This window comes from Symbiopectobacterium purcellii, from assembly GCF_019797845.1.
Classification (GTDB): Bacteria; Pseudomonadota; Gammaproteobacteria; order Enterobacterales; family Enterobacteriaceae; genus Symbiopectobacterium; species Symbiopectobacterium purcellii.
The window spans coordinates 2,504,333-2,528,094 of sequence record NZ_CP081864.1; the positions used below are offsets into that span (position 1 = coordinate 2,504,333).

Consider the following 23,762-nt stretch of genomic DNA (forward strand, 5'->3'; position numbering starts at 1 on the left):
CGGGCTGATTTCGTGCGGCGATCCCCAAAGCCTCGCCGCCTGCTGCGCCAGGAAACTTATTTCGACATCGTGCCTATGTTGAACACCTGTTCCAGGATCGGGTTAAACACAAAGCCTTTTACCGCATCGTTCATCGCCACCTGATAGTTTTTCTGGAACAGATAAACGTAGGCGGCTTCATCAATCACAATGCGCTGCGCCTGCTGGTAATCCTCGGTGCGCACAGCCTGATCGGTGGTGGCCATCGCTTTTTTCAGCACCCCATCAACCGCCGGGTTTTCATAGTAGGAACGATTGCCCGGTAACCCTTTTTTGTTGGATTCAAACCAGTAATTCATAAACATATACGGGTCGGCGAAATCCGGGCTCCAGTTGCCGATGGCGATGTCAAAGTCACCCTTGCCAACCCGTTCGCGCATGGTGGCGTTTGCCAGTTTTTCCAGACTGACATTGACCCCCAACGATTTCAGCGTTGCCTGCGTTGAGATAGCAATGGGTTCCCAGGAGGGATCGTTATCTGAATAAAGGAAGGTCAATTGCTGCGGCTTTTGCGCAACCTTGCTCATTGCCGCCTGTGCCTTGGCGTTATCCAGACTGTACTGCATGGCATCTTTGTCATAGCCCCACATGCCTTCCGGGATCGGACCTCGCATCTGCTTGCCGTTCCCGCCCAAAATCCCCTTCACCATGCCATGATAGTCCGTGGCCCAGGAGACAGCACGACGCAAATCAACCTGACTCAATGGCCCTTTGCCATTGTTAAGATAAAGATAGGTCACGCGCAGCGACGGGTGTTCCTGTACCGACACACTGTTTTTTGCCTTCAGCGTGGCAAGCTGATCGACCGGTAGCGACTCCGCAATATCAATATCGCCGCGCTCAAGTTGCAGGCGGCGTGTGGCACTCTCACCAATAATTTTGACCGAAACGCGTTTAAACGCGGGCGTACTGCCGCTGTAGTGAGGGTTTGGCACCAGCACCACCTGCTGGCCTTTCTGCCAACGCTGTACCTGATAAGGCCCGGAACCGGCGGTATTCTCCGCTAACCAGCCCTTACCTTCATCGTCACTGTGTTTGCTCAATACCGCGGGATTAATGATAGAGGCACCGTCATTGGCCAAGGTATACAGGAACGGCGCAAAGGGTGCGCTCAGAGTAAAACGCACGGTATGCGCATCCACCGCATCAACCTTCAAATCGCTGGGATAGGCTTCGGCGGGTCCCTGGCCGATCTTCAGCAGACGTTCAAACGATAATTTGACCGCCTCGGCGCTGACAACGCTGCCATCGGCAAATTTTGCCTTGGGATCGAGCTTGAAAGTCCAGGTTTTTTGGTCTGGAGACGCTTCCCAACTCAGGGCTAAATCCCCGGTCACATCAGTAGCGCCTTTGCCGTTTTCCGTTTTGTACTGTACCAGCCGTTGATAACAGGGATAGGTGATGGTCCAGTCGTTATTATCGATAGTGACCGCAGGATCTAACGTTTGTGGATCGGCGGCTTTGCCGATCACCAGCATATCTTTCGGCACCGCAGCCCAGGCAGGCAATACGGCAGCCATTGCGGTAGCTAACAGCAGAGGTCGTAACAATGCAGTGTGGTGCGTCTTCATGATTCAGCTCCTGGTGATAGTCAAACGGTTCGCGCAGCGCGCATCAATCAAACAGCCGTCCTACGGTTGGGCAAGGTGCAACCAAACCGATCGGGCAACAGCGGGTAACGATCAGCATTCGGCAATTCAAAATGCCACCATTCCGTTTCAATCCCGACGAAGCCACCCGCTGCCATCACGGCATAGAGTTGCAGTCGGTTACGTTGCACGGCGACGGGCAACGCCGCACACCACGCATAGGATTTTTCATTCATCTCATCGAACCCGGTGCCCATATCCAGCGCCTTACCCTGTTCATCCAACAGCGTGACATCCACCGCCACGCCGCGGCTGTGGTGCGACCCCACCGCCAATGAGGCGACAAAGCGCGGATCGGGACAGGCATCCCACAAGCGTATTTGCGCCGCATGGGGACGATAGGCGTCGTAAAGTTGCAGCCGATAACAGCTTTGTTCGGCAACGACGACACTGCGCGCCAATCCCTGCGCCGCATCAGGGTGCAACAAACAAAGCGCTTGGGCATAAATGGGATGACCGGTCAGGTTATCCACCGTGGCATATTTCATATCGATAATCAGTTGGGGGAGCGTTTGCGCCAGATCCACCAGGTCGATAACATCCGTCATGTGTTGTCCTGTTTACTGTTCAAATTGGCCAAATTCCGTTTGCAAGGCGCGGTTAAGCGCCAGCCTCGCCGACAGTTTGTCACCCAACTGCTCCACCACTGCGGAGAGCAGTAGGTTAAACAAGCAGGTGATCGGTGCCAGCGAATCCCAGAAATGCCCGGTATCGGTTTTGACTTGCAGCAAATCCATCGGGTAATCACGCGCCCAGGGGCACCAGAGATCGGTAATCAGCGCCAACGGGATCTGCCGGTCATTCGCGGCACGGCAATACTGTCGGGCCACGGTGGAATAAGCACGCGTGTCGGTCACCACCACATAAGGACGTCGGTATTCGGAGTTGAGCGACTCCACCCAGGTACCAGACAAGCCATCGACATAGCTCACACGCGGGCGCAAATACTCCAGATGACTAAAAAACGCGTTGGCAATGCCGCGCGTAGATTGGATGCCGAGAATAAACACCGCTTCTGCTTCAGCAAGTTGCTGACTGATGCGCGCGAACGCCTCCGTTTGCGCCAGACGATAGACGTCCTGAATGGCATCAACCTCCAGACGCAGAGAGGGGCTGAGACGATCCGAGAGGGTACGCTGCTGCTGCCAGGCATCCAGCCGGTCGGTAACACCCCAAGGGCGGTAAGGAGCCAGCGCATCGGCGCGCAGGCTCGCTTTGACATCTTCCAAATTGCGGTAGCCCAGCTTGCGCAGATAGCGTCCCACGGTAATTCCCGTCGTGCCGGTATAACCGGCGATGCTATCCGCCGATTCAAACGGTATCTGTGCCAGATTATTCAGCAACCAGCCGGCAATACGCTTACCGCTCGGCGTCTGCTGACTGAACGACGCTTCGATACGTGCGATAAGATCAATGCGCACATTGGCGTCAGCGTTAGCGGGATAGGCGTCATCTTGCTGCATGTTAGTGCCCTGTCATTCGCAGTCATAATGTTATGCGATTAACATTGCAGTATCTGTGCCAAAAAATAACTGATTGATATTTAACAATAAGAAGATGGTGAGGGATTTTTATGAACGGTGCAGTGCGCCATCATGGCGCACTGCACGCTGGCAAATGCATAAAAACAGTGCCTGGTGATAAGTGATAAGTCTTTAAATTACATAACGTTAGATAAGTGTTTCCTATCGCTGCCAACTACTCACTGCGTTGAATTTGCGCGGCAATGGATTGCGCAACCTGCTGCCAACCTTGTGCCAGCGTTGTCACTAACGCGTCATAGCCATCATCTTTGAGCCGCAATACCAGATTAAACGGTTGACGCAACAGTCGATCGCCGCGCTGCAAGGTCCACTCCCCTTGCACCACCGCTTTTCCATCGTAGCGGCCATGGAAGGCTTTCACGGTAACAGCCAGCTCTGAAGGAGCAGCCCCTAAGGGCTGCGAACTGACCGTCCAGCCCGGCAACCCCGTATTCAGGCTACTTTGCAGCGTCTGTTGCAGCTGTTGCTCCAACGGGCTGGCCCACAGGTTATTGCTGGCAATGACATAACGCACATCATTGGTCTGATAAACCAGACCCGAGGTACTGAGATAATCCGCCAGTGAAACGTGGGAGAGCCACAGCGTGCGGGCTGCGGTCAGATCCGTTTTTCCCGCTGCCGCTACGGACGGCTGCGGCAGTTGATAATAGGTTTTTGGCGCCGTACTGCTGCATGCACTCAACACCAACACCATTGCCACCAGCCATCCTTTACTCATGGTTTCGCCCTCTTCGGTTGCGGATCTTCACTATTGGGTGCCTGGAAGATCAGTGCATTGCTTTTGTCATTCAGCGTACGCAAGACAGGCTGCAATTCTCTTAACACTTGATCAAGGCGCTGCATGTTCGCCACCAATCGGTTATAGGCGGGCGAGCCCGGCTGCATACCTTGCATACTGCGGTTCAGCTCTTGCAGCGTTTGCTGCATGTCCTGCGGCAATGCCTGCATCGCTTTGCTGGACGTTATCTGGTTTAACGAAGTGAGCGTTTTTTTCAGCTCACGCAGCGTTGACTGACTTTCTGCCAGCGTCTTGGTCGCTTCGCTCACCATTGGCGTTAACGGCAGGTCGTTGACCTTATCCAGTACCGCCATCAGTTTTTGCTGGATTTGCGACAGACCACCGCCCATGGTCGGCAGCACCGGATAGCCATCCACCACGCGCAACGGCCCGGTACTGTTACCACGCGCTTTCGGGTAAAAGTCGAGATCGATAAACAAGGCGCCGGTCAGCAGATTGGCCGTTTTCAATGAGGCACGCAGCCCCATGGCTTGTGCGTCTGCGAGCTGTTTCTGGTAATCAAATTGCTTGCCGATGATCTTTTCAAAACGCGCAGGTTCAACGCGGATCAGCACCGGAATGCGATAATCCATGTCCATATCCTGCTTGAAATTGGTCGTTACCAACGGCGCTTGTGCCACCGTCCCCAGACGAATGCCACGGAATTCCACCGGTGCGCCCACCTGCAACCCGCGGATGGATTCATCGAAGAACATCACGTATTCCTTGTACTCGGTGTATAGCGAATCCTGAATGCTGCGCTCATTATCAAACAGTTGATATTGCGAGCGATCCTGCACACGCTCTCCCAGATCCCAACCCGCCGGCACGTCAAAACTGACGCCACCGCTGAACAAGGTGGTCAGCGAGCCCATTTCCACCCGCATTCCCTGCGCCGACATATCCAGCGTAACGCCGCTGTCTTTCCAGAAACGGACATTACTGGTCACCAGACTGTCGTAAGGGGCGGTAATAAACAGTTGATAGCGCATTTGGCGCGCCTTGGTATCGAACTCGCTGGTTTCAACTGAACCGACGCGATAACCACGAAACAGCACCGGATCGCCCGCGTTCAGTTGGCCCGAACGCTCGCTGTCGAGCAAAATACGGATCCCTTTGGCGTGCGGAGGTGCCAGCGGCGGTGAATCCAGCAAGGCAAATTCACTGCGTGATTCACCGCTCACTCCCGGCTGAAGTTCAATGAACGCCCCGGACAACAGCGTGCCTAACCCAGAGACTCCTTCGCGGCCAATCTGCGGCTTCACCACCCAGAACACAGAATCATGGCGCAGTAACTTGCCCATACCTGAGTGCAAACGAGCCACAATCTCCACCTGGCGCAGGTCTTCACTCAGTACCACGCTCTCCACCACGCCGACATCCACACTGCGGCTTTTGATGGTGGTTTTACCGGCCACAATCCCTTCGGCACTTTGCGTCGTTAGCGTGATCTGCGGCCCCAGATGGCTGAAATTGTAAAATAAAATCCAGGCTCCAATCAGCACCGTCACAATGGGCACAATCCACACGGGCGACCAGCGTTTAATCGCTTCTACGTTCGCGACAGAGTAATTATTTTTCGCCAATGGCTGATCCCTCTTGATCATTATCACGCTGGCGATCCCACAACAAACGGGGATCAAACGTCATGGCGGCAAACATGGTCAAAATGACCACCAACGCGAACAACACCGCGCCGATTGCCGGATAAACACTCATTAACTGGCCGATGCGCACCATGGCAGACAGTACCGCAATGACGAATACATCGATCATTGACCAGCGACCGACAAATTCCACCATTTCATACACCACGTGCAAACGCTCATTGTCCTGACGCCCGTTGCCCGCCGCACTCCAGCACAACCACGCCAGCGCCAACATTTTCAGCGACGGCACCATAATGCTGGCAATAAAGATAACCAGCGCCACCGGATAAGACCCCATCCCCCACAGCAGAATAACCCCCGACATAATGGTGGACGTTTCGCTACTCCCCAACGCCTCGGTTATCATGATAGGCAGCAGGTTAGACGGAATATAGAGCAATACCGAGGTCAATAGCAGCGCCAGCGTCCATTGCAGGCTGTTTTTACGTCGTGCATGGCCGTGGCGATGACACCGTGGGCATTCCCACCGTTCGGCGGGCAATATTGCCGTACAGCAGGAGCAAGACCGCAATCCTTGCGCCAAACCCGATCGCCCAGCCTCCGGAGCAAAGAACAGTTGCGGCGCAGGGGCTACATCATTCCACACGCTGCGCCGATCCAGACTTTGATAAGCCAGCAGTTGCAGCAGACAAAACAATACGTAGGGAACAAAACCGGTACCGACGCCAATGTCACCATAAGACATCAGCTTCACGAAACTCACCAGCACGCCAGCAAGAAAGATTTCGGCCATTCCCCAGCTTTTTAACCAGAAGAGCCAGGTAGCCATCAGTCGTTTGATCCGTGATGGCATTGCGGAGTGCAGCGACAGCAGGATAACCATCACCATGGAGAACGCCGGGATCACCTGAACAAATAGCATAAACAGGAAGGCGACGCTGGCGTAATTATCGGACACCATCACCTGCGGGATCTCGAACAAGGATATCTCACTGGTAATGCCCGCTACGCGCATATAAACAAACGGAAAGGCGTTCGCAAAGACCAGCATCAGCAGGGCACTGAAGGCAAAACCGATCGAGCGCTGACGCGCCTGATTCTGACGGTTGGCCAACGTGGTTTTGCAGCGCGGACACACCGCCTTCTGCCCATGCATCAGGGAGGGTAATTCCACCAGTAAATCGCACTGGGGGCACAACATGTAGTCGTCATGCCTTGCGTTATGATTGCACACGATCTGCCTCCTTTATCCTTCGCCGTGCGGCCCCCCTGTCTGGGGCGCAGCCGCCGTTACCTGTAGAAGGCCCGTGTTTGCCACGTCACGGTATATCGTGCACTGTGGTTACCATCAGAAGGTATCTACCTGTTGGTAGTATACGCAACGTTAGCCGTTTCTTTGCGTTTCCAACGCTTCCCAGCGCTCAAAACACACTTCCAACGCCTGCTCCGCTTCTGCCAGTGCGTTGAGAACGTTCTGCGTTTCATCGCGCGAACGCGTAAAGAAATCGGCATCGTTCATTTGCGCTTGTAACGCCGCGATGGACTGCTCTAACTGCTCCAGTTTCTCAGGCAGTTGTTCCAGTTCACGCTGCTGGTTATAACTGAGTTTACCGGTTTGACGTTTAGCGCTGGGTGCGCTCTGGGCCGTCTCTTTGCTCTCTGCGGATTTTTCCGCCGCCGCAGGCTGAGATTTACGCAGCGGCACGGCTTCAGCACGCTGTTGCTGCGCATCATAATAACCGCCTACATAGCGGTTAATACGCCCATCCCCTTCGAAAATCCAGCACTCGGTGACCGAGTTATCGACAAACTGACGGTCGTGACTCACCAGCAGCACGGTACCTTGATAGCTATCGATCAGTTCTTCCAGCAACTCCAGCGTTTCCACATCAAGATCGTTGGTCGGTTCGTCAAGGATCAGCAGGTTGCTGGGTTTGAGGAACAATCGCGCCAGCAGCAGTCGGTTGCGTTCACCGCCTGACAGGGCTTTTACCGGCGTCATTGCCCGTTTGGGGTGGAACAGGAAATCTTGCAGATAGCCCAGCACATGGCGAGAACGGCCATTCACCATCACTTCCTGTTTGCCTTCGGCCAGGTTGTCCATCACGGTACGCTCAGGATCGAGCTCCGCGCGGTGTTGGTCGAAATAGGCCACTTCGAGCTTGGTGCCGCAATGAACACGACCGTGCGACGCTTGCAGGGAGCCCAACATCAGTTTCAACAGCGTGGTTTTGCCACAGCCGTTTGGCCCCACCAGCGCTATCTTGTCACTACGCAGCACCTGAGCAGAGAACCCCTGCACCAGATTTTTATCACCGATATGATAATCGACGTTTTCCAGTTCAAACACGATCTTGCCGGAACGCGCTGCTTCTTCCACCTGCATTTTGGCTGAGCCTAACACTTCGCGACGCTGTGAACGCTCCTGACGCATGGCTTTCAGCGCACGCACCCGGCCTTCGTTACGCGTGCGACGCGCCTTGATGCCCTGACGGATCCACACCTCTTCCTGCGCCAGTTTGCGATCGAACTCAGCATTTTGCAGATCTTCCACTCGTAACGCTTCTTCTTTACCCAGCAGGTACTTATCGTAATTGCCAGGCCAGGAGACCAGTTTACCGCGATCGAGATCGACAATGCGTGTCGCCATGTTGCGAATAAAGGAACGGTCATGGGAGATGAAAACGATGCTGCCCTGAAACGTTTTGAGGAAACCTTCCAGCCAGTCGATGGTCTCGATATCCAGGTGGTTGGTCGGCTCATCAAGCAGCAACACTTTCGGTCCGCTGACCAATGCGCGGCCCAGCGCAGCCTTGCGTAGCCAGCCACCCGAGAGTGAGGACAATGGCGCATCAGCTGTGAGTCCCAATTGGTCCAACACGTCGTGGATGCGATTTTCCAATTGCCACAGGCCTTGGGTTTCCAACGTTTCCTGCAGCACCGCCAACAGATTGAGGTTCTTGTCGCTGGGATCCTGTTCGACCAGGCGCAAAGCTTCATGATAGCGTTTCAGGTAATCGGCCTGCTCGGCCACCCCTTCCGCCACAAAGTCAAATACGCTGCCCACCACGTCACGCGGCGGGTCCTGCTGCAAGCGGGAAACGATCAGATCTTGTTCATAAACAATACGCCCATCATCCAACCGCACTTCGCGCGCCAGAATTTTCAACAGGGTCGATTTCCCCGCACCGTTACGCCCCACCAGGCAGACGCGTTCATTTTCTTCAATGTGCAGTTCGGTGTTATCAAGTAAAGGCGCATCGCTGAACGACAGCCAGGCATCCGAGACGCTAATTAATGACATGACTTACTTTTCCTCGCCCGCGTGTCGCAACAGCCAGCAGTTGTGGATCTGACGATTGCGGGCAAAATCTAATGAAAGGGTTTTCTCGCTGATCTCCGTGGCGTGAAGCCCAAGGGCTGCAATACCCGCCAGATCCATCTGGAAACCGCGTTTGTTGTTGGAAAACAGAATGGTACCGCCTCGACGCAGCATACGTTGCAAATCTTTCATCAGCCCCAGGTGGTCGCGTTGCACGTCAAAGGCATCGGCCATGCGTTTCGAGTTTGAGAACGTGGGCGGATCGATAAAAATAAGGTCAAACTGTTCGCGGGTTTCCTGCATCCAGCCTAAGCAATCCGCCTGAATAAGGCGATGCTGACAACCCGCCAGGCCATTGCTACTCAGGTTTTTCTCTGCCCATTCCAGATAGGTACGTGACATATCCACCGTGGTCGTACTGCGCGCGCCGCCCAGCCCCGCGTGGACGCTGGCCGTGCCGGTATAAGCAAACAGGTTCAGGAAATCTTTTCCTTTACTCATCTCCCCCAGCATCTTGCGCGCGATACGGTGATCGAGAAACAGCCCGGTATCCAGATAATCGGTCAGATTCACCCACAGCTTGGCGTTATACTCCTGCATCAGCAGAAAATCGCCCTTCTGCGCCAGTTTTTCATACTGACTTTTGCCCTTTTGCCGCTCGCGGGTTTTTAATACCAAACGGTTGGCGGGCAGTTCCAACACGTGCAACGTCGCGTTGATGATATCAAACACGCGCTGGCGTGCTTTTTGCGGATCGACGGTTTTCGGCGGCGCGTATTCCTGTACCACCACCCAACTGCCATAGCGATCGATAGCCACATTGTATTCCGGCAGATCGGCGTCATACAGGCGATAGCATTCTATACCTTGCTGCTTAGCCCATTTTTCCAGTTTACGGCAGTTTTTGCGCAGGCGGTTGGCAAAATCCGGTGCCACTTCAGCGCTGACGCGCGGCACAGTGGCTTCACCCGCCGGGGCCTCAGGCGCAGCGCTGATACGGTAGTTTTTCTGTACGCAATCCAGCGGCCCGTTTTTGGCCTTAAACTGGCGTTCAGCGCGCAACGGCAGGCTGGTTAACAGTTCCGGTGATGCACTGAACAGCGACAGCGTCCAGCCCCCAAACTCACTTTTCAGCTTGCGCCCCAGCATATTGTGCAAGGCAATCAGCGCGGGTTCACTCTCCAAACGCTCACCGTAAGGCGGGTTACTGAGCACCGTGCCTACCGGCCCTTGCGGCAAAGGATTGCGCAGTTGCACCGCATCCTGTACCGAGAGGGTTATCAATTCGCTGACACCCGCACGGCGCGCATTGGCGCGCGCCAACTCAATCACCCGGCTGTCGTTGTCTGAACCGTAAAAACGGGAGGTGGTGGTTTGCAGGCCTTGTTTGGCCCTCACCTGCGCCTCAGCCACCACCTCACGCCACAAATCGGCGTTATGGTTCAGCCAGGCGCTGAATCCCCAATGATCGCGGCGCAGACCCGGTGCGCGATCGGCGGCCATCATGGCAGCCTCAATCAACAACGTACCGGAGCCGCACAGCGGATCGATCATTGGAGTACCTGGTTGCCAACCTGAGCGCTGCACAATGGCCGCGGCCAGGTTTTCTTTCAACGGCGCAGCGCCGGTGCCTTCACGGTAACCGCGCTGGTGTAAACCTTCGCCGCTGAGATCCAGCGCAATGCTGGCCGTCTCACGTTGCAGAAACACATTGATGCGAATATCCGGTTGCTGTTTTGCCACGTTGGGGCGCTGACCGGTTTTACGCACGAAGCTGTCGACAATGGCATCTTTTACTTTCTGCGCGCCGTACTGAGAATTACGAATTTCGTCGTTAGTGCCGGTAAAGTGGACCACAAAGGCGCTGTCAACCGAGAACACCGAGGTCCAGTCAATCGCCTGAACGCCGAGGTAGAGATCGAGATCGCTGTAGACCTTGCATTCACCGAGCGGCAATAAGATACGTGATGCCAGGCGACTCCACAGCAAGCTGTGATACATCAAACGGTCGTCACCCTGAAAATGCACGCCGCCTTGAACCAGGCTGCATTCCTGCGCACCCAATGCTTCAAGTTCACTTTTAAGCAGTTCTTCCAGACCACGCGCCGTGCTGGCAAACAGAGAATTCATAATACGACGACCACCAAGGTAAAAGGGTAGACCCGGAGGACTTCGGGTTGCAACAAAGCGATAAGTGGTTCGGGTAACCCCACACAGTCAGCGCACGTGCAATTTGAAGTATCACGGGTGTAACACATAAAATTGAGGCGCATTATAGCTAATCCCAGCGACTTGTCATAAAGTTGCCGCGTTAAATACCTTTGAACAGATAGGTACTCTTGATGATTGGTGTTTCCCAACTGTACGTTCATCCGGTTAAATCCTTGCGCGGCTTGCAACTTTCCCATGCGTTGGCAACGCCCAGTGGTCTGGCGTATGACCGTTCCTTTATGGTGACGGAACCCGATGGGACCTTTATCACTGCGCGCCAGTTCCCCGAAATGGTGCTGTTTACACAGGCCTTGCTGCCTGACGGCCTGTTTCTCACCGCGCCTGACGGCGCTCAGGCGTTAGTACGCTATACGGATTTCGCCCACACGCCACAGCCTACTGAGGTCTGGGGCACACATTTTTCTGCCTGCATCGCGCCCGATAACATCAACCAGTGGCTGAGCGGCTATTTCAAACGTCCGGTGCAGTTGCACTGGGTGGGTGACACGCCCTCTCGTCGCGTAAAGCGTTTTCCCGACATTCCGTTGGGTTTCGCTGACGGTTACCCTTATCTGTTGGTCAATGAGGCCTCTTTTCAGGCACTGCGCCAGCGTTGCAGCGCCGGGATAAAACTGATTCAATTTCGCCCTAATATCGTGGTGACCGGCGCTGACGCCTTCGCGGAAGACGGCTGGCAGACGCTGCGTATCGGTGAGGTGACCTTTGACGTTGTCAAACCGTGCAGCCGCTGCGTATTGACCACGGTAAGCACGGAGCGCGGGCGCAAACATCCCTCGGGAGAGCCGCTCGCCACGCTGCAAGCCTTCCGCACGGCGGAAAACGGTGATGTGGATTTTGGTCAGAACATGGTGGCGCGTCAAAGCGGTATCATTCGCGTGGGCGATAGCGTCGAGGTGCTGGCAACCAAGCCAGCGCGTCGCTATGGTGCAGGAATTCCGGCCGCTACGCTGGAAGCGCCGGTTCAGGCGGAACAAGGCCTTTCCCTGCACTATCAGGGCAAAACGCTGTCAGGGAATAATCAGCAGATTTTGTTAGAGCAGCTAGAGCAGCACGGCGTGCGCGTGCCCTATTCTTGCCGGGCGGGTGTGTGCGGTTGTTGCAAAATAACGCTGGTCAGCGGCGAGGTTTCGCCCTTAAAGCAAGGTGCAGTGCGCGAGGATGGCACTATTCTGGCGTGCAGTTGCGTGCCACAGGGCAACCTGGTGCTTGCCTGACAAGAACCGTTCCCCTACACCACCTTGGCATAGGGGAAGGATGCCGATGGCATTGCCCCTGCCAGCGCGCTCTGCTGGGGCAGCAGGCGGTCATGCATGATTTTAATCGCTTCACCCAACTGCATCGTTTTTCCGTTGAGCGTCAACGCCTCTTGTGCCAACACGCACAGGCTGGCCTTTTCACCGCGATCCACCACCATAAAACAGGCAATGTCCTGGTTTTCTGCCAGCATGACCCACACGGCATCGCCCATTTGCGGTGCCAGCTGTTCATGGGGTTGCTGCGCAAAATACCAACTCTTTGGCATCAGCGGTTTTAAATAACGGTGAGCCACCAGCGCATTTAATACCAGCTCTGCCTGCAATTCATGCTGCAATGAAATAGGCTGGCATTTTTCCTGAAAGGTGAAAAACAATGCGGCGTCATCGACACAAAATGATACGGGGGCAAACGCATCTGGTGTTAGCATTTTGGCCGAAAAACGAGAACGAAATACCATGCCGTTGGCTAAATCCAGCATCATACGATCGTGTTCCGCATCAAAGTACCAGCGCCAATTGTCGTCAGGTTTTAACTTCATATTATTTACCTTCCCCCTGGGCTATTCATCGACGCCATTGCGTCTGCACACCACATACCATTGCCATCCTTGACAAGAAAACGGGTTATATCCGTCATACTTCACGTTGCAGGTGCGTTGGCGGTGTTCACTCACCCGAATCACTTACCTGAGTATGCTGATCGGGATTCATTCACTTGCCGCCTTCCCGCAACTCGAATTATTTAAGGCCTATATCCTTCATACGCTCGGTGAGGGTATGTCAGTCGCGTTTTCTGTAAAAAAGAAGATTAATTGCACAAACGAGTAAAATATAGACTAGCTGGGGGAATAAATAAACCCCCAACGAGAAATGATGTGATGAAAAGATTAAATATGGGTAATGATATCTTTAATCAGACGTGGCCCATGAAAAATAAAGCCGGAATATATCTGTACCAAAGAGGCTCCCGCAGCCATTTTTTCCCGTGCCGCCGTCAGTGAGTCAACCCCGCCAACGCCAATAATCGGCAAACGGCCGTTCAATTCTTGCGCCAAACGGCGAATAACTTCAGTGCTGCGCTGCTGTAATGGACGCCCGCTTAATCCACCGGTTTGCCCACAATGATTTAACCCCTGAATCAGGTCACGATTCAACGTGGTATTAGTGGCAATCACCCCATCAATGTTATGACGCACCAAACTGTCAGCAATTTGGATCAATTCTTCCTCAGAAAGATCCGGCGCGATCTTCACGGCGATCGGCACATATTTCTGGTACTGCTGATGCAATGCTTCTTGTTTATTTTTAATCGCCTGCAACAGATCGTCCAACGCTTCACCGTATTGCAGAGAACGTAATCCCGGCGTATTCGGTGAAGAGATATTGCTCGCAATATATCCGGCGTGAGCATAGATCTTGTCCATGCAGATCAAATAGTCATCTTTACCCTGCTCAACGGGCGTATCTTTATTCTTGCCGATATTAATTCCCAGTACACCGCCAAAACGGGATTTTTTTACGTTCTCGATCAGGTTATCAACGCCGTGGTTATTAAATCCCATGCGGTTAATTAACCCTTCCGCTTCCACAACGCGAAACAGACGCGGTTTATCATTTCCTGGCTGCGGACGCGGTGTTACCGTACCGACTTCAATATGACCAAACCCCATTGCACCCAGCGCATCAATACAATCACCATCTTTATCCAGACCAGCGGCTAAACCGAGTGGATTTTTAAAAGAGAGGCCCATGCAGGTAACAGGTTTGGTGGGAACAGATTGGCGAATAAGAAATTCAAACGGTGTATTAGACAGACGACGTAACTGCTGGAAGGTAAATTCGTGAGCCCGTTCTGGATCGAGCTGGAAAAGTGCCTTCTTGATTACGGGATAGAACATAGTGTCTCCTGAGATCCCAAAAGTCATGCATGCAAAAACAACAATAAAGCGGGTGACTTCCTGACGCACGGCGGGAAATGGTAATGAGATCGCGAGGGAAAGTAAAACATTTATCACTGAAAACAGGTTCCCGCCTGACGCGGGAACCTTATGGACAGATTAGCGTTGCAGCGCCTTACTGATTTTTTCGAACAAATCGCCAGAGAGGTTATCCAGCGTTTTCAATTGTTCCAGTGAGCGGCGCATTAACGCCTGGCGCGATTCGTCATAGCGCTTCAACCGAATCAGCGGCTCGATCAACCGAGCAGCCACCTGCGGATTGCGGGTATTGAGATCGCTGAGGATCTCGGTCAGGAAACGGTAGCCCTCTCCATCTGCGGCATGAAACGCTGCCGGGTTGGCACTGGCAAACGTCCCGACTAACGCACGCAGTCGATTGGGGTTATTCAGACTGAATGAACGGTGGTTGAGCAACGCACGTACCCGAGACAATACATCACCGGCCGGACTGCTCGCTTGCAAGGCAAACCATTTGTCCATCACCAGGCCATCGGTGTGCCAGCGATCGTCAAACTGCGCCATCAACCTATCGCGCACCGGCAGTTGCGCACTGACTCCACTGGAAAGCGCCGCCAACGCATCCGTCATATTATCCGCCTGTTGATACTGCGCGCTTACCAGCGCATCAGCCTGCGTCGCTTCGCCAAATGCCAGATAATAGAGACAGGTGTTACGTAGCGCACGTTTGCCAATATCAGCGTGTTCGATACGGTACTCTGCGGTGGCGTTAACGTGATACACCGCGAGCCACTCATCGGCCAACTCTGTGGCTAACGTGCGAACCATCGCCTCGCGCACCGCGGCAATGGCCAGTGGATCGATAATCTCAAACAGCTCTGCCATTTCGTTTTCACTGGGCAGCGTCAGAATTTGCGCCGCCAACATCGGATCCAGAGCAGGATCCAACAACACCCCACGGAACGCATCGGCCAGATGCAGCGGCAGCGAGAGCGGTTGGTGTTGCTGATAGCGCGCCACGTTGAGACGAATATGGTTGGCCAGCAGACTTTGCACCGCATCCCAACGCGAGAAATCATTACGTGCGTGGCGCATCAGGAAGGTCAGTTGCGCGTCGCTCCAGGCATAATTGAGTTTAACCGGCGCAGAAAACTCCCTTAATAAAGAAGGGATCGGTTGACTCGGCACATTATCAAACACAAAGGTCTGCTCTGCTTCGGTCAGGTTCAGCACCGAATCGATCGGCTGGCCGGCGTATTGCAATGGAATGACATTGCCCTGCTGATCGTACAACTCAATATCCAGCGGAATATGCAGCGGACGTTTTTCCTGACCGTCCGCGCCCACCGGCGTTTTTTGGCTGACCGACAGCAGATATTGCTGCGTTGCGGCATTATAGTCATCACGCACCGTCACCACTGGCGTACCCGACTGGCTGTACCAACGGCGGAACTGGGTCAGATCCACCCCCGAGGCATCTTCCATCGCCTGCACAAAATCATCACAGGTGGCCGCACTGCCATCATGGCGTTCGACATAAAGTCGCATGCCCGCCTGAAAATTATCCTCACCCAGCAGCGTATGCATCATGCGGATCACTTCTGAACCCTTCTCGTAAACCGTCAGGGTATAGAAGTTGTTCATTTCGATCACCTGATCCGGGCGGATCGGGTGCGACATCGGGCTGGCATCTTCGGCAAACTGCGCACCGCGCATCACGCGCACGTTATCTATGCGGTTTACCGGGCGCGACCCTAAATCGGAGCTGAACTCTTGATCGCGGAACACCGTCAGCCCTTCTTTTAAACTGAGTTGGAACCAGTCACGGCAAGTAATGCGGTTACCGGTCCAGTTGTGAAAATATTCGTGGCCGATCACCGCTTCAATATTCAGGTAATCTTTATCGGTAGCCGTTTCCGCCTTGGCAAGCACGTATTTGGAGTTAAAGACATTGAGCCCCTTATTCTCCATCGCGCCCATATTAAAGAAGTCCACCGCAACGATCATATAGATGTCAAGGTCATACTCCAGGCCGAAACGGGTTTCATCCCACTTCATGGCATTTTGCAGTGATGTCATCGCCCAATCCGCGCGATCGAGGTTGCCACGATCGACATACAACTCCAAGGCCACTTCGCGCCCGGAACGGGTGGTAAAGCTGTCGCTGAGCACATCGAAGTCCCCTGCCACCAGCGCGAACAGGTAGCACGGTTTCGGGAACGGATCCTGCCACTCAACCCAGTGTCGACCATCGTCCAGCGTGCCCTGTGCGATGCGATTGCCGTTAGAGAGTAAATAAGGATAGCGAACCGGATCGGCGGTAATGCGCGTGGTAAAGCGTGCCAGCACATCGGGGCGATCCAGATAATAGGTGATGTGGCGGAACCCTTCCGCTTCACACTGGGTACAAAGCGCCGCGCCAGATTGGTATAACCCCTCCAGCGCGCTGTTGGCGGCTGGGTTAATCTCTGTGACAATGCTGAGCGTGAAAGCGGCGGGCAGGTGCGTTAACACCAGGCCATTATCCTCAACCTGATAGTGCGGCCAGTCCTGTCCATCCACTGTCAGGCTTAACAGCGTCAGCCCTTCACCGTCCAGTGTTAACGGCGCCCCTGCCTCTCCCTGCCGAACTACCTGGCTCACTGCCGTGACGTGCGTTTTCTGTGCATCCAGAACAAAATCAAGCGCGATATCGCTGATGGTATAGTCCGGTGCACGGTAATCATGACGGTATTTTACTTGCGGCTGTTGATTCATAGGATGTTTACACCTCACTCTTTGCTTTGACAGTTCAGTTTATGCCTGTTACAACGATGTTGCCATGACTAAGTGGATGAGAATAATAACCATGCCTGAGCACGATTGGTCCTCTCTTTTCTGGCCGGATTATGATGTTATACCCTAAATAATTCGAGTTGCAGGAAGGCGGCAAGCGAACGAATCCCGATGAACTTACTCAAGTAAGTGATTCAGATTAATGAGTGCAGACAACGCACCTGCAGCTTGAAGTATGACGGGTATATCTGGTGATAGCGACAACGCAGCGTGAATCAAGGTATACTCACCGAACGTTGCTGATGATTTTGATAGTGGAAACGCGTCTGACGAGGATGCTGTAACGCATTATGACTTTACACCCTTCCCCGATTTTGAACTCATTGCTGGATACGGATGCGTACAAGCTTCATATGCAGCAAGCGGTGTTTCATCATTATTATGATGTGGACGTTACAGCGGAATTCCGCTGCCGCGGCGATGAGCTGTTAGGGAGTTATGCAGAGGCTATCACCGCGCAGATCGCGCTGATGAGCCAACTGTCACTCAGCGACGACGAGTTCGCTTATCTCTCTACGCTGCCCTTTTTTACCGCAGATTATTTACTGTGGCTACGTCATTTCCGCTTTAACCCGCAACAGGTTACTGTGAGCAATCATCACGGCAAGCTGGATATTCGCATTCGCGGCCCGTGGCGCGAAGTGATTTTATGGGAAGTCCCCTTGCTGGCGGTGATCAGTGAAGTGGTACACCGCTCGCGTACCCCGGACGTTAGCGCCGTACACGCCGTGGCGCAGTTGCGTCGCACGCTGGCGCAGTTCCGTGAACGCAGTCAGGGTATCGATCTGAGCCATTTCAAACTGATGGATTTCGGCACCCGGCGTCGTTTCTCCCGCGATGTGCAACACGAGATCGTGAGCGTGTTGCAGCAAGAGTTCCCCTATTTGATTGGTACCAGCAACTACGATCTGGCGCGCCGTTTAGGGCTGACGCCGGTGGGAACGCAGGCGCATGAATGGTTCCAGGCGCATCAGCAACTCGGTGCGACATTGGCTAACAGCCAACGTGCCGCCCTGCACGCCTGGCTGGTGGAATACCCCGATCAGCTCGGTATCGCACTGACGGATTGCATTACCATGGATGCGTTCCTGCGTGATTTCGATCTCGATTTCGCGAACGCTTATCAGGGCCTGCGTCATGATTCCGGAGATCCAATCGATTGGGGGGAAAAGGCCATCGCACATTATCAGCGCTTAGGCATTGACCCTATGAGCAAGACGCTGGTGTTTTCCGATAACCTGCATCTGGAAAAAGCTCTTACGCTCTATCGCCATTTTTCTCAGCGCATCAATCTGGTGTTTGGCATCGGCACGCGTTTGACCTGCGATATTCCGGGCGTTACACCGCTGAATATCGTCATCAAGCTGGTGGAGTGTAACGGTCGCCCGGTGGCGAAACTCTCCGATAGCCCTGGCAAGACAATCTGCCACGACGCCGCGTTTATTTCTGCGCTGCGCAAAGCCTTCGATCTGCCGCGCATCAGAAAAGCCAGCTAGTCTGTTCGACTGCTCAGTATTTAGCCCAACGTTACCGGAATGCGCAAAACTTAGCGCATTCCGGTGATTTCTGCTTGTGTCCTGCCAGACGGCAAGTAACATAGCAAATCACCCTTAGGGGTTGACCCGTTTAATACCATTCATTGAGAAGAGAGAATTTTATGAGCGTAGTGCCTGTAGTCGACGTACTGCAAGGCCGTGTCGCCGTTGACAGTGAAGTCACCGTGCGCGGCTGGGTACGTACCCGGAGAGATTCTAAAGCCGGTATCTCCTTTATCGCCGTCTATGACGGTTCCTGCTTTAATCCGTTACAGGCGGTCGTAAATAATAATCTTCCCAATTACCAGAATGACGTTCTGAAATTGACCACTGGCTGCTCTGTGATTGTCACAGGTACCGTGGTGGCGTCACCGGGTGAAGGTCAATCATTCGAAATTCAAGCGACCGCCGTTGACGTGGTGGGCTGGGTAGACGATCCGGACACCTATCCGATGGCGGCGAAACGGCACAGCATTGAGTACCTGCGTGAAGTCGCGCACCTGCGTCCGCGCACTAATCTGATCGGTGCCGTAGCACGTGTGCGTCATACGCTGGCTCAAGCCATTCACCGTTTCTTCCATGAGAACGGTTATTTCTGGGTCTCCACGCCGCTTATCACCGCGTCGGATACCGAAGGTGCCGGTGAGATGTTCCGCGTTTCTACGCTGGATCTGGAAAACCTGCCGCGTACCGAGGCGGGTAAAGTGGATTTCAGTGAAGATTTCTTTGGCAAAGAGGCTTTCCTGACCGTTTCTGGCCAATTGAACGGTGAAACCTACGCCTGTGCGCTCTCGAATGTGTACACCTTTGGCCCCACGTTCCGTGCTGAAAACTCCAACACCAGCCGCCATCTGGCGGAGTTCTGGATGATCGAGCCGGAAGTGGCCTTCGCGACCCTTGACGATGCCGCCGCGCTGGCCGAAAGCCTGTTGAAATACGTCTTCAAGGCCGTGCTCGAAGAGCGCGCCGATGATATGGCGTTTTTTGCTGAGCGTGTTGATAAAGAAGCCATCAGCCGTCTGGAAAACTTCGTCAGCGCTGATTTTGCCCAGGTGGATTACACCGACGCGATCGAAATCCTGTTGAATTGCGGACATACCTTCGAGAATCCGGTGTTCTGGGGTGTCGATCTGGCTTCCGAGCATGAGCGCTACCTGGCTGAGCAACACTTCAAAGCGCCAGTGGTGGTAAAAAACTACCCGAAAGACATCAAAGCTTTCTATATGCGTATGAACGAAGACGGTAAAACTGTCGCAGCCATGGACGTATTGGCACCAGGCATCGGCGAAATCATCGGTGGTTCTCAGCGTGAAGAGCGTCTGGCGCAGTTGGACAGCCGTCTGGAAGAAATGGGGCTGAATAAAGAAGATTACTGGTGGTATCGCGATCTGCGTCGCTACGGCACCATTCCGCACTCCGGTTTTGGGCTCGGATTTGAACGTCTGATCGCCTATGTGACCGGTGTACAAAATGTGCGCGATGTAATCCCTTTCCCACGCACTCCACGTAACGCCAGTTTCTAAATACGCATTAAACATAAGTAAAACAAATAACTAGAAAAAAGACCGCGAATAATTCGCGGTCTTTTTTTTCTTTCAGATAAGGCTGAAAAAGTTCCCTAAAATTTACAACTTGAAACACAATCTTTCTTTTTATTACCCTATTACGAACTTAGTATCATTTTAAGGGTAGATTAACGGGCGAGTGAATGGAACACTGCGTTCAGACACAGGAGGACACCAAACTTCCAGTGATAGTTCCGTAAGAGTTTTATTACTTTTTTCGAGAATTGTTAATGGCAGCGGCGGGTGTCTTAAAACACCAATGAGGGTAATAATGATGAAACGCAATATTCTTGCAGTAGTAATCCCGGCTTTGTTAGCTGCTGGCGCAGTAAACGCAGCAGAAGTTTACAACAAAGACGACAACAAACTGGACCTGTACGGTAAAGTTACCGCTAAACACCGTTTTTCTGACAACAGCGGTCAGGATGGTGACAAATCTTATGCACGTCTGGGTTTCAAAGGTGAAACGCGGATCACCAGCGATGTAACGGGCTACGGTCGTTACGAAGCTGAATTCGCTGGCAACAAAAAAGAAGGTTCTGACGTTGCTACTCGTTATGCTTTCGCCGGTTTGAAAATCGCTGATTTCGGTACCATCGACTACGGTCGTAACATGGGTATCGCTTACGATTCTCTGGCATACACCGACGTTCTGCCTGAGTGGGGCGGCGACCAGTCCAACTCTGACAACTTCCTGACTGGCCGTTCTACTGGCGTTCTGACCTACCGTAACAAAGATTTCTTTGGTCTGGTTGATGGTCTGAACTTCGGTCTGCAATATCAAGGTAAGAACAATAAAGACACTCTGAACGAGCGTACTGCTCCGGACACTCAGAATGGCGACGGTTGGGGTACATCACTGGAGTACGTATCTCCAATTGGTGTAGGTATCGTTGCTAACTACGCAGCAATTAGCCGTACTGTTGAGCAAAACCAGTTTACTACCGGTACAGGTAAAAAAGCTGAAGCTTGGGGTACTGGTCTGAAATATGATGCTAACAACATTTATGTTGCAGCTATCTATTCTGAACTGCGCAATGCAAGCTATATCAACGGCAGAAGAGACCCTGCTACGCCGCTGACCAATTTCGCAGATAAAACTAAAATCTTCGAAGCTGTTGCTCAGTACAACTTCGATTTCGGTCTGACGCCGTCTCTGGGTTACGTTTCTGGCAAAGCTAAAGACGACACCAACAATCGTAATGCCTACATCACCAAATACGTGAGCCTGGGTGCAACTTATGCATTCAACAAAAACTTCTCCGTATACACTGAATACGACATCAAATTGATCAAAGACACTAATGCTTACGGCGTTAACGATGATGACAAGTATGCTGTTGGTGTAACTTATCAGTTCTAATTTCGTTTTATCACCACTGCATTACGCAGTCTGATAACGAAAAAGACAGGGCCTTGTGCCCTGTCTTTTTGTTTTCTGTCCCCTGACTATTAGCGCCATTTATGGCTATAGCTCCTGCCACAATTTTTCCTGTTATTTCACCTGCATTTTGATCGCAAACGGTTGGCAAAGCTTATGGCTAGCGGTAACCTGAAGGTTCTTGCCTAACCTCTGTCATGGAATAGCCATCAATGTTTGAACATATTACTGCTGCTGCCGCTGATCCGATTCTTGGCCTGGCCGATCTGTTTCGCGCCGACTCTCGTCCACAAAAAATCAATCTGGGTATCGGCGTATACAAAGATGAAACCGGAAAGACACCGGTGCTGGCCAGTGTAAAAAAAGCAGAACAATTTTTGCTGGAGAATGAAGCCACCAAAAACTATCTCGGAATCGATGGCCTGCCTGAATTCGCTCTGCGCACCCAGGAACTGCTGTTCGGCACGCAAAGCGCGATTATCAGCGAAAAGCGTGCACGTAGCGCACAAACGCCGGGCGGCACCGGTGGCCTGCGTATTGCCGCAGAGTTTATCGCCAGTCAGACCGCCGCTAAGCGTATTTGGGTAAGTAACCCGAGCTGGCCTAACCATAAAAACGTGTTCCAGGCTGCCGGGTTGGAAGTGTGTGATTATCACTACTACGATGCTGCTAACCACGCGCTGGATTTTGATGGCATGGTAAAAAGCCTTGAAGCAGTTCAAGCGGGCGACGTGGTGTTATTCCACGGTTGTTGCCATAACCCGACCGGTATCGATCCTACAGCGCAGCAGTGGCAAGCGCTGGCTGACCTGTCTGCTCAGAAGGGTTGGCTGCCGCTGTTTGATTTTGCCTATCAGGGCTTTGCTCGCGGGCTGGAAGAGGATGCAGAGGGTCTGCGTATTTTCGCGGCTTCCCACCCGGAACTGTTGGTCTCCAGCTCCTATTCGAAGAACTTTGGCTTGTATAACGAACGTGTCGGTGCCTGCACCCTGGTGGCGGCCAATGCCGATGTGGCAGACAAAGCGTTCAGCCAGGTGAAATCCATCATCCGCGCCAACTACTCCAACCCGCCAGCACACGGTGCGGCGGTAGTAGCGACCATTCTCGGCAACGAGGCGTTGCGTACCCTGTGGGAACAGGAACTGACAGCGATGCGCGAGCGCATCCAACGCATGCGTCATCTTTTCGTCAATACCTTACAGGAAAAAGGCGCGACGCAGGATTTCTCGTTTATCATCCAGCAGAACGGTATGTTTTCCTTCAGCGGTCTGACCAAAGAGCAGGTGTTGCGTCTGCGCGATGAGTTTGCGGTCTATGCGGTGAACTCTGGGCGGGTTAACGTGGCGGGTATGACGCCGGAAAACATGGCTCCGCTGTGCGAAGCCATTGTGGCCGTGCTGTAATATACCGTCAGGCATACCCTGCTAGTCGGGGGATGCCTGTGCATTAATCATGCACAAAAGGATTGGTCTTGCGCTCCTGACCCAGCGTCGACATCGGGCCGTGCCCAGGAATAAAGGTGATATCATCACCGAGTGGGAACAACTTGGTACGAATGGACGTAATCAGTGCCTGATGGTCGCCCTGCGGGAAATCACTGCGCCCGACACCCCCGTTGAAAATCACATCGCCCACCTGCGCTAAACGCGATACCTTGTCGATAAACACCACATGGCCCGGCGTATGTCCCGGGCAGTGCAGCACGGACAGCACCGTGTTACCCACTGTTACCGAATCCCCTTCTTGCAACCAGCGCGTCGGCGTTAACGGTGCACACTCTGTCAGGCCAAACATGCGGCTCTGTGCGGGCAAACCATCAAGCCAAAAGGCATCTGCGGGATGTGGGCCGATAATCGGCACCTGATAGTGATCGGCCAGTTGCTGAGCCGCACCGACGTGATCGAGATGTCCATGCGTCAACAGGATTTGCGACACGTTGATGTCGCACTGCGCGACGGCGCGTTTGATTTTTTCCGCTTCGCCGCCGGGGTCAACAATCGCCGCGTCGCGGGTTTCCTCACACCATAACAACGTACAGTTTTGGCTGAACGCCGTTACGGGAACAATCTGGTATTTCATAGCACTCCACTTCACGAAAAA

The 23,762-nt window shown here is 53.3% G+C and carries 17 protein-coding genes; 5 read left to right on the forward strand and 12 right to left on the reverse strand.

The features are described 5' to 3' along the window. Positions 1-56: 56 nt before the first annotated feature. The 8 genes from K6K13_RS11755 to rlmKL form a co-directional block, all read right to left on the reverse strand. A complete protein-coding gene (locus tag K6K13_RS11755) occupies positions 57-1,610 on the reverse strand; it encodes an ABC transporter substrate-binding protein (RefSeq protein WP_222157200.1) in 1,554 nt (517 codons plus the stop codon). A 47-nt stretch (positions 1,611-1,657) separates the two neighbouring features. Further along, positions 1,658-2,236 (reverse strand): D-alanyl-D-alanine dipeptidase, encoded by a 579-nt coding sequence (ddpX, locus tag K6K13_RS11760; RefSeq protein ID WP_222157201.1) that lies wholly within the window; start codon positions 2,234-2,236, stop codon positions 1,658-1,660. 12 nt (positions 2,237-2,248) lie between these two features. Beyond that, positions 2,249-3,151 (reverse strand): MurR/RpiR family transcriptional regulator, encoded by a 903-nt coding sequence (locus K6K13_RS11765; protein ID WP_222157202.1) that lies wholly within the window; start codon positions 3,149-3,151, stop codon positions 2,249-2,251. 235 nt (positions 3,152-3,386) lie between these two features. Then, positions 3,387-3,950 (reverse strand): membrane integrity-associated transporter subunit PqiC, encoded by a 564-nt coding sequence (gene pqiC / locus K6K13_RS11770; protein ID WP_222157203.1) that lies wholly within the window; start codon positions 3,948-3,950, stop codon positions 3,387-3,389. Beyond that, on the reverse strand, positions 3,947-5,596 hold the full coding sequence (gene pqiB, locus K6K13_RS11775; RefSeq protein ID WP_222157204.1) for an intermembrane transport protein PqiB: 1,650 nt from the start codon (positions 5,594-5,596) through the stop codon (positions 3,947-3,949). Before pqiB ends, pqiC begins: the two co-directional genes overlap by 4 nt. Continuing rightward, positions 5,583-6,821: a membrane integrity-associated transporter subunit PqiA gene (gene pqiA / locus K6K13_RS11780; protein ID WP_252120513.1), complete on the reverse strand. Its 1,239-nt coding sequence runs from the start codon at positions 6,819-6,821 to the stop codon at positions 5,583-5,585. Before pqiA ends, pqiB begins: the two co-directional genes overlap by 14 nt. 183 nt (positions 6,822-7,004) lie before the next feature. After that, positions 7,005-8,924: an ABC transporter ATP-binding protein gene (locus K6K13_RS11785; RefSeq protein ID WP_222157206.1), complete on the reverse strand. Its 1,920-nt coding sequence runs from the start codon at positions 8,922-8,924 to the stop codon at positions 7,005-7,007. A gap of 3 nt (positions 8,925-8,927) precedes the next feature. Continuing rightward, positions 8,928-11,072, reverse strand: a complete 2,145-nt coding sequence (gene rlmKL, locus K6K13_RS11790; RefSeq protein WP_222157207.1) for a bifunctional 23S rRNA (guanine(2069)-N(7))-methyltransferase RlmK/23S rRNA (guanine(2445)-N(2))-methyltransferase RlmL — start codon at positions 11,070-11,072, stop codon at positions 8,928-8,930. 212 nt (positions 11,073-11,284) lie between these two features. Here rlmKL and K6K13_RS11795 point away from each other — a divergent pair, with 212 nt between their 5' ends. Continuing rightward, positions 11,285-12,388, forward strand: coding sequence for a YcbX family protein (locus tag K6K13_RS11795; RefSeq protein WP_222157208.1), 1,104 nt, complete (start codon positions 11,285-11,287; stop codon positions 12,386-12,388). Positions 12,389-12,402: 14 nt separating this feature from the next. On the opposite strand, the gene K6K13_RS11800 is transcribed toward K6K13_RS11795, so the two are convergent. From K6K13_RS11800 to pepN, 3 genes are all read right to left on the reverse strand, one after another. Further along, complete coding sequence (locus K6K13_RS11800) at positions 12,403-12,969, reverse strand: cell division protein ZapC (RefSeq protein ID WP_222157209.1); 567 nt, start codon at positions 12,967-12,969, stop codon at positions 12,403-12,405. A gap of 348 nt (positions 12,970-13,317) precedes the next feature. Next, positions 13,318-14,328 carry a quinone-dependent dihydroorotate dehydrogenase gene (gene pyrD, locus K6K13_RS11805; protein ID WP_222157210.1) on the reverse strand — a complete coding sequence of 337 codons (1,011 nt, stop codon included), beginning with the start codon at positions 14,326-14,328 and terminating at the stop codon, positions 13,318-13,320. Positions 14,329-14,487: 159 nt separating this feature from the next. Then, positions 14,488-17,103: an aminopeptidase N gene (gene pepN / locus K6K13_RS11810; protein WP_222157211.1), complete on the reverse strand. Its 2,616-nt coding sequence runs from the start codon at positions 17,101-17,103 to the stop codon at positions 14,488-14,490. A 368-nt stretch (positions 17,104-17,471) separates the two neighbouring features. Between pepN and pncB the strand changes: the two genes are divergently transcribed. The 4 genes from pncB (at position 17,472) to K6K13_RS11830 (ending at position 23,065) form a co-directional block, all read left to right on the forward strand. Beyond that, positions 17,472-18,677: a nicotinate phosphoribosyltransferase gene (pncB, locus tag K6K13_RS11815; RefSeq protein WP_222157212.1), complete on the forward strand. Its 1,206-nt coding sequence runs from the start codon at positions 17,472-17,474 to the stop codon at positions 18,675-18,677. Between the two features lie 161 nt (positions 18,678-18,838). Beyond that, positions 18,839-20,239, forward strand: a complete 1,401-nt coding sequence (gene asnS, locus K6K13_RS11820) for an asparagine--tRNA ligase (RefSeq protein WP_222157213.1) — start codon at positions 18,839-18,841, stop codon at positions 20,237-20,239. Between the two features lie 313 nt (positions 20,240-20,552). Next, the gene (locus K6K13_RS11825; RefSeq protein ID WP_286206766.1) at positions 20,553-21,644 is read left to right on the forward strand and encodes a porin; all 1,092 of its coding nucleotides are present in this window, start codon (positions 20,553-20,555) and stop codon (positions 21,642-21,644) included. 230 nt (positions 21,645-21,874) lie between these two features. After that, positions 21,875-23,065: an amino acid aminotransferase gene (locus K6K13_RS11830; protein ID WP_222157214.1), complete on the forward strand. Its 1,191-nt coding sequence runs from the start codon at positions 21,875-21,877 to the stop codon at positions 23,063-23,065. Between the two features lie 43 nt (positions 23,066-23,108). Here the strand turns inward: K6K13_RS11830 and K6K13_RS11835 are convergent, their stop codons facing one another. After that, the gene (locus K6K13_RS11835) at positions 23,109-23,741 is read right to left on the reverse strand and encodes an MBL fold metallo-hydrolase (RefSeq protein WP_222157215.1); all 633 of its coding nucleotides are present in this window, start codon (positions 23,739-23,741) and stop codon (positions 23,109-23,111) included. Between the last annotated feature and the right edge of the window lie 21 nt (positions 23,742-23,762).

What these genes read in the sequence shown, in the direction of transcription:
- K6K13_RS11755 (WP_222157200.1), bottom strand. Translation starts at nt 1,610, where the DNA reads ATGAAGACGCACCACACTGCATTGTTACGACCTCTGCTGTTAGCTACC.
- ddpX (WP_222157201.1), bottom strand. Translation starts at nt 2,236, where the DNA reads ATGACGGATGTTATCGACCTGGTGGATCTGGCGCAAACGCTCCCCCAA.
- K6K13_RS11765 (WP_222157202.1), bottom strand. Translation starts at nt 3,151, where the DNA reads ATGCAGCAAGATGACGCCTATCCCGCTAACGCTGACGCCAATGTGCGC.
- pqiC (WP_222157203.1), bottom strand. Translation starts at nt 3,950, where the DNA reads ATGAGTAAAGGATGGCTGGTGGCAATGGTGTTGGTGTTGAGTGCATGC.
- pqiA (WP_252120513.1), bottom strand. Translation starts at nt 6,821, where the DNA reads ATGTTGTGCCCCCAGTGCGATTTACTGGTGGAATTACCCTCCCTGATG.
- K6K13_RS11785 (WP_222157206.1), bottom strand. Translation starts at nt 8,924, where the DNA reads ATGTCATTAATTAGCGTCTCGGATGCCTGGCTGTCGTTCAGCGATGCG.
- rlmKL (WP_222157207.1), bottom strand. Translation starts at nt 11,072, where the DNA reads ATGAATTCTCTGTTTGCCAGCACGGCGCGTGGTCTGGAAGAACTGCTT.
- K6K13_RS11795 (WP_222157208.1), top strand. Translation starts at nt 11,285, where the DNA reads ATGATTGGTGTTTCCCAACTGTACGTTCATCCGGTTAAATCCTTGCGC.
- K6K13_RS11800 (WP_222157209.1), bottom strand. Translation starts at nt 12,969, where the DNA reads ATGAAGTTAAAACCTGACGACAATTGGCGCTGGTACTTTGATGCGGAA.
- pyrD (WP_222157210.1), bottom strand. Translation starts at nt 14,328, where the DNA reads ATGTTCTATCCCGTAATCAAGAAGGCACTTTTCCAGCTCGATCCAGAA.
- pepN (WP_222157211.1), bottom strand. Translation starts at nt 17,103, where the DNA reads ATGAATCAACAGCCGCAAGTAAAATACCGTCATGATTACCGTGCACCG.
- pncB (WP_222157212.1), top strand. Translation starts at nt 17,472, where the DNA reads ATGACTTTACACCCTTCCCCGATTTTGAACTCATTGCTGGATACGGAT.
- asnS (WP_222157213.1), top strand. Translation starts at nt 18,839, where the DNA reads ATGAGCGTAGTGCCTGTAGTCGACGTACTGCAAGGCCGTGTCGCCGTT.
- K6K13_RS11825 (WP_286206766.1), top strand. Translation starts at nt 20,553, where the DNA reads ATGATGAAACGCAATATTCTTGCAGTAGTAATCCCGGCTTTGTTAGCT.
- K6K13_RS11830 (WP_222157214.1), top strand. Translation starts at nt 21,875, where the DNA reads ATGTTTGAACATATTACTGCTGCTGCCGCTGATCCGATTCTTGGCCTG.
- K6K13_RS11835 (WP_222157215.1), bottom strand. Translation starts at nt 23,741, where the DNA reads ATGAAATACCAGATTGTTCCCGTAACGGCGTTCAGCCAAAACTGTACG.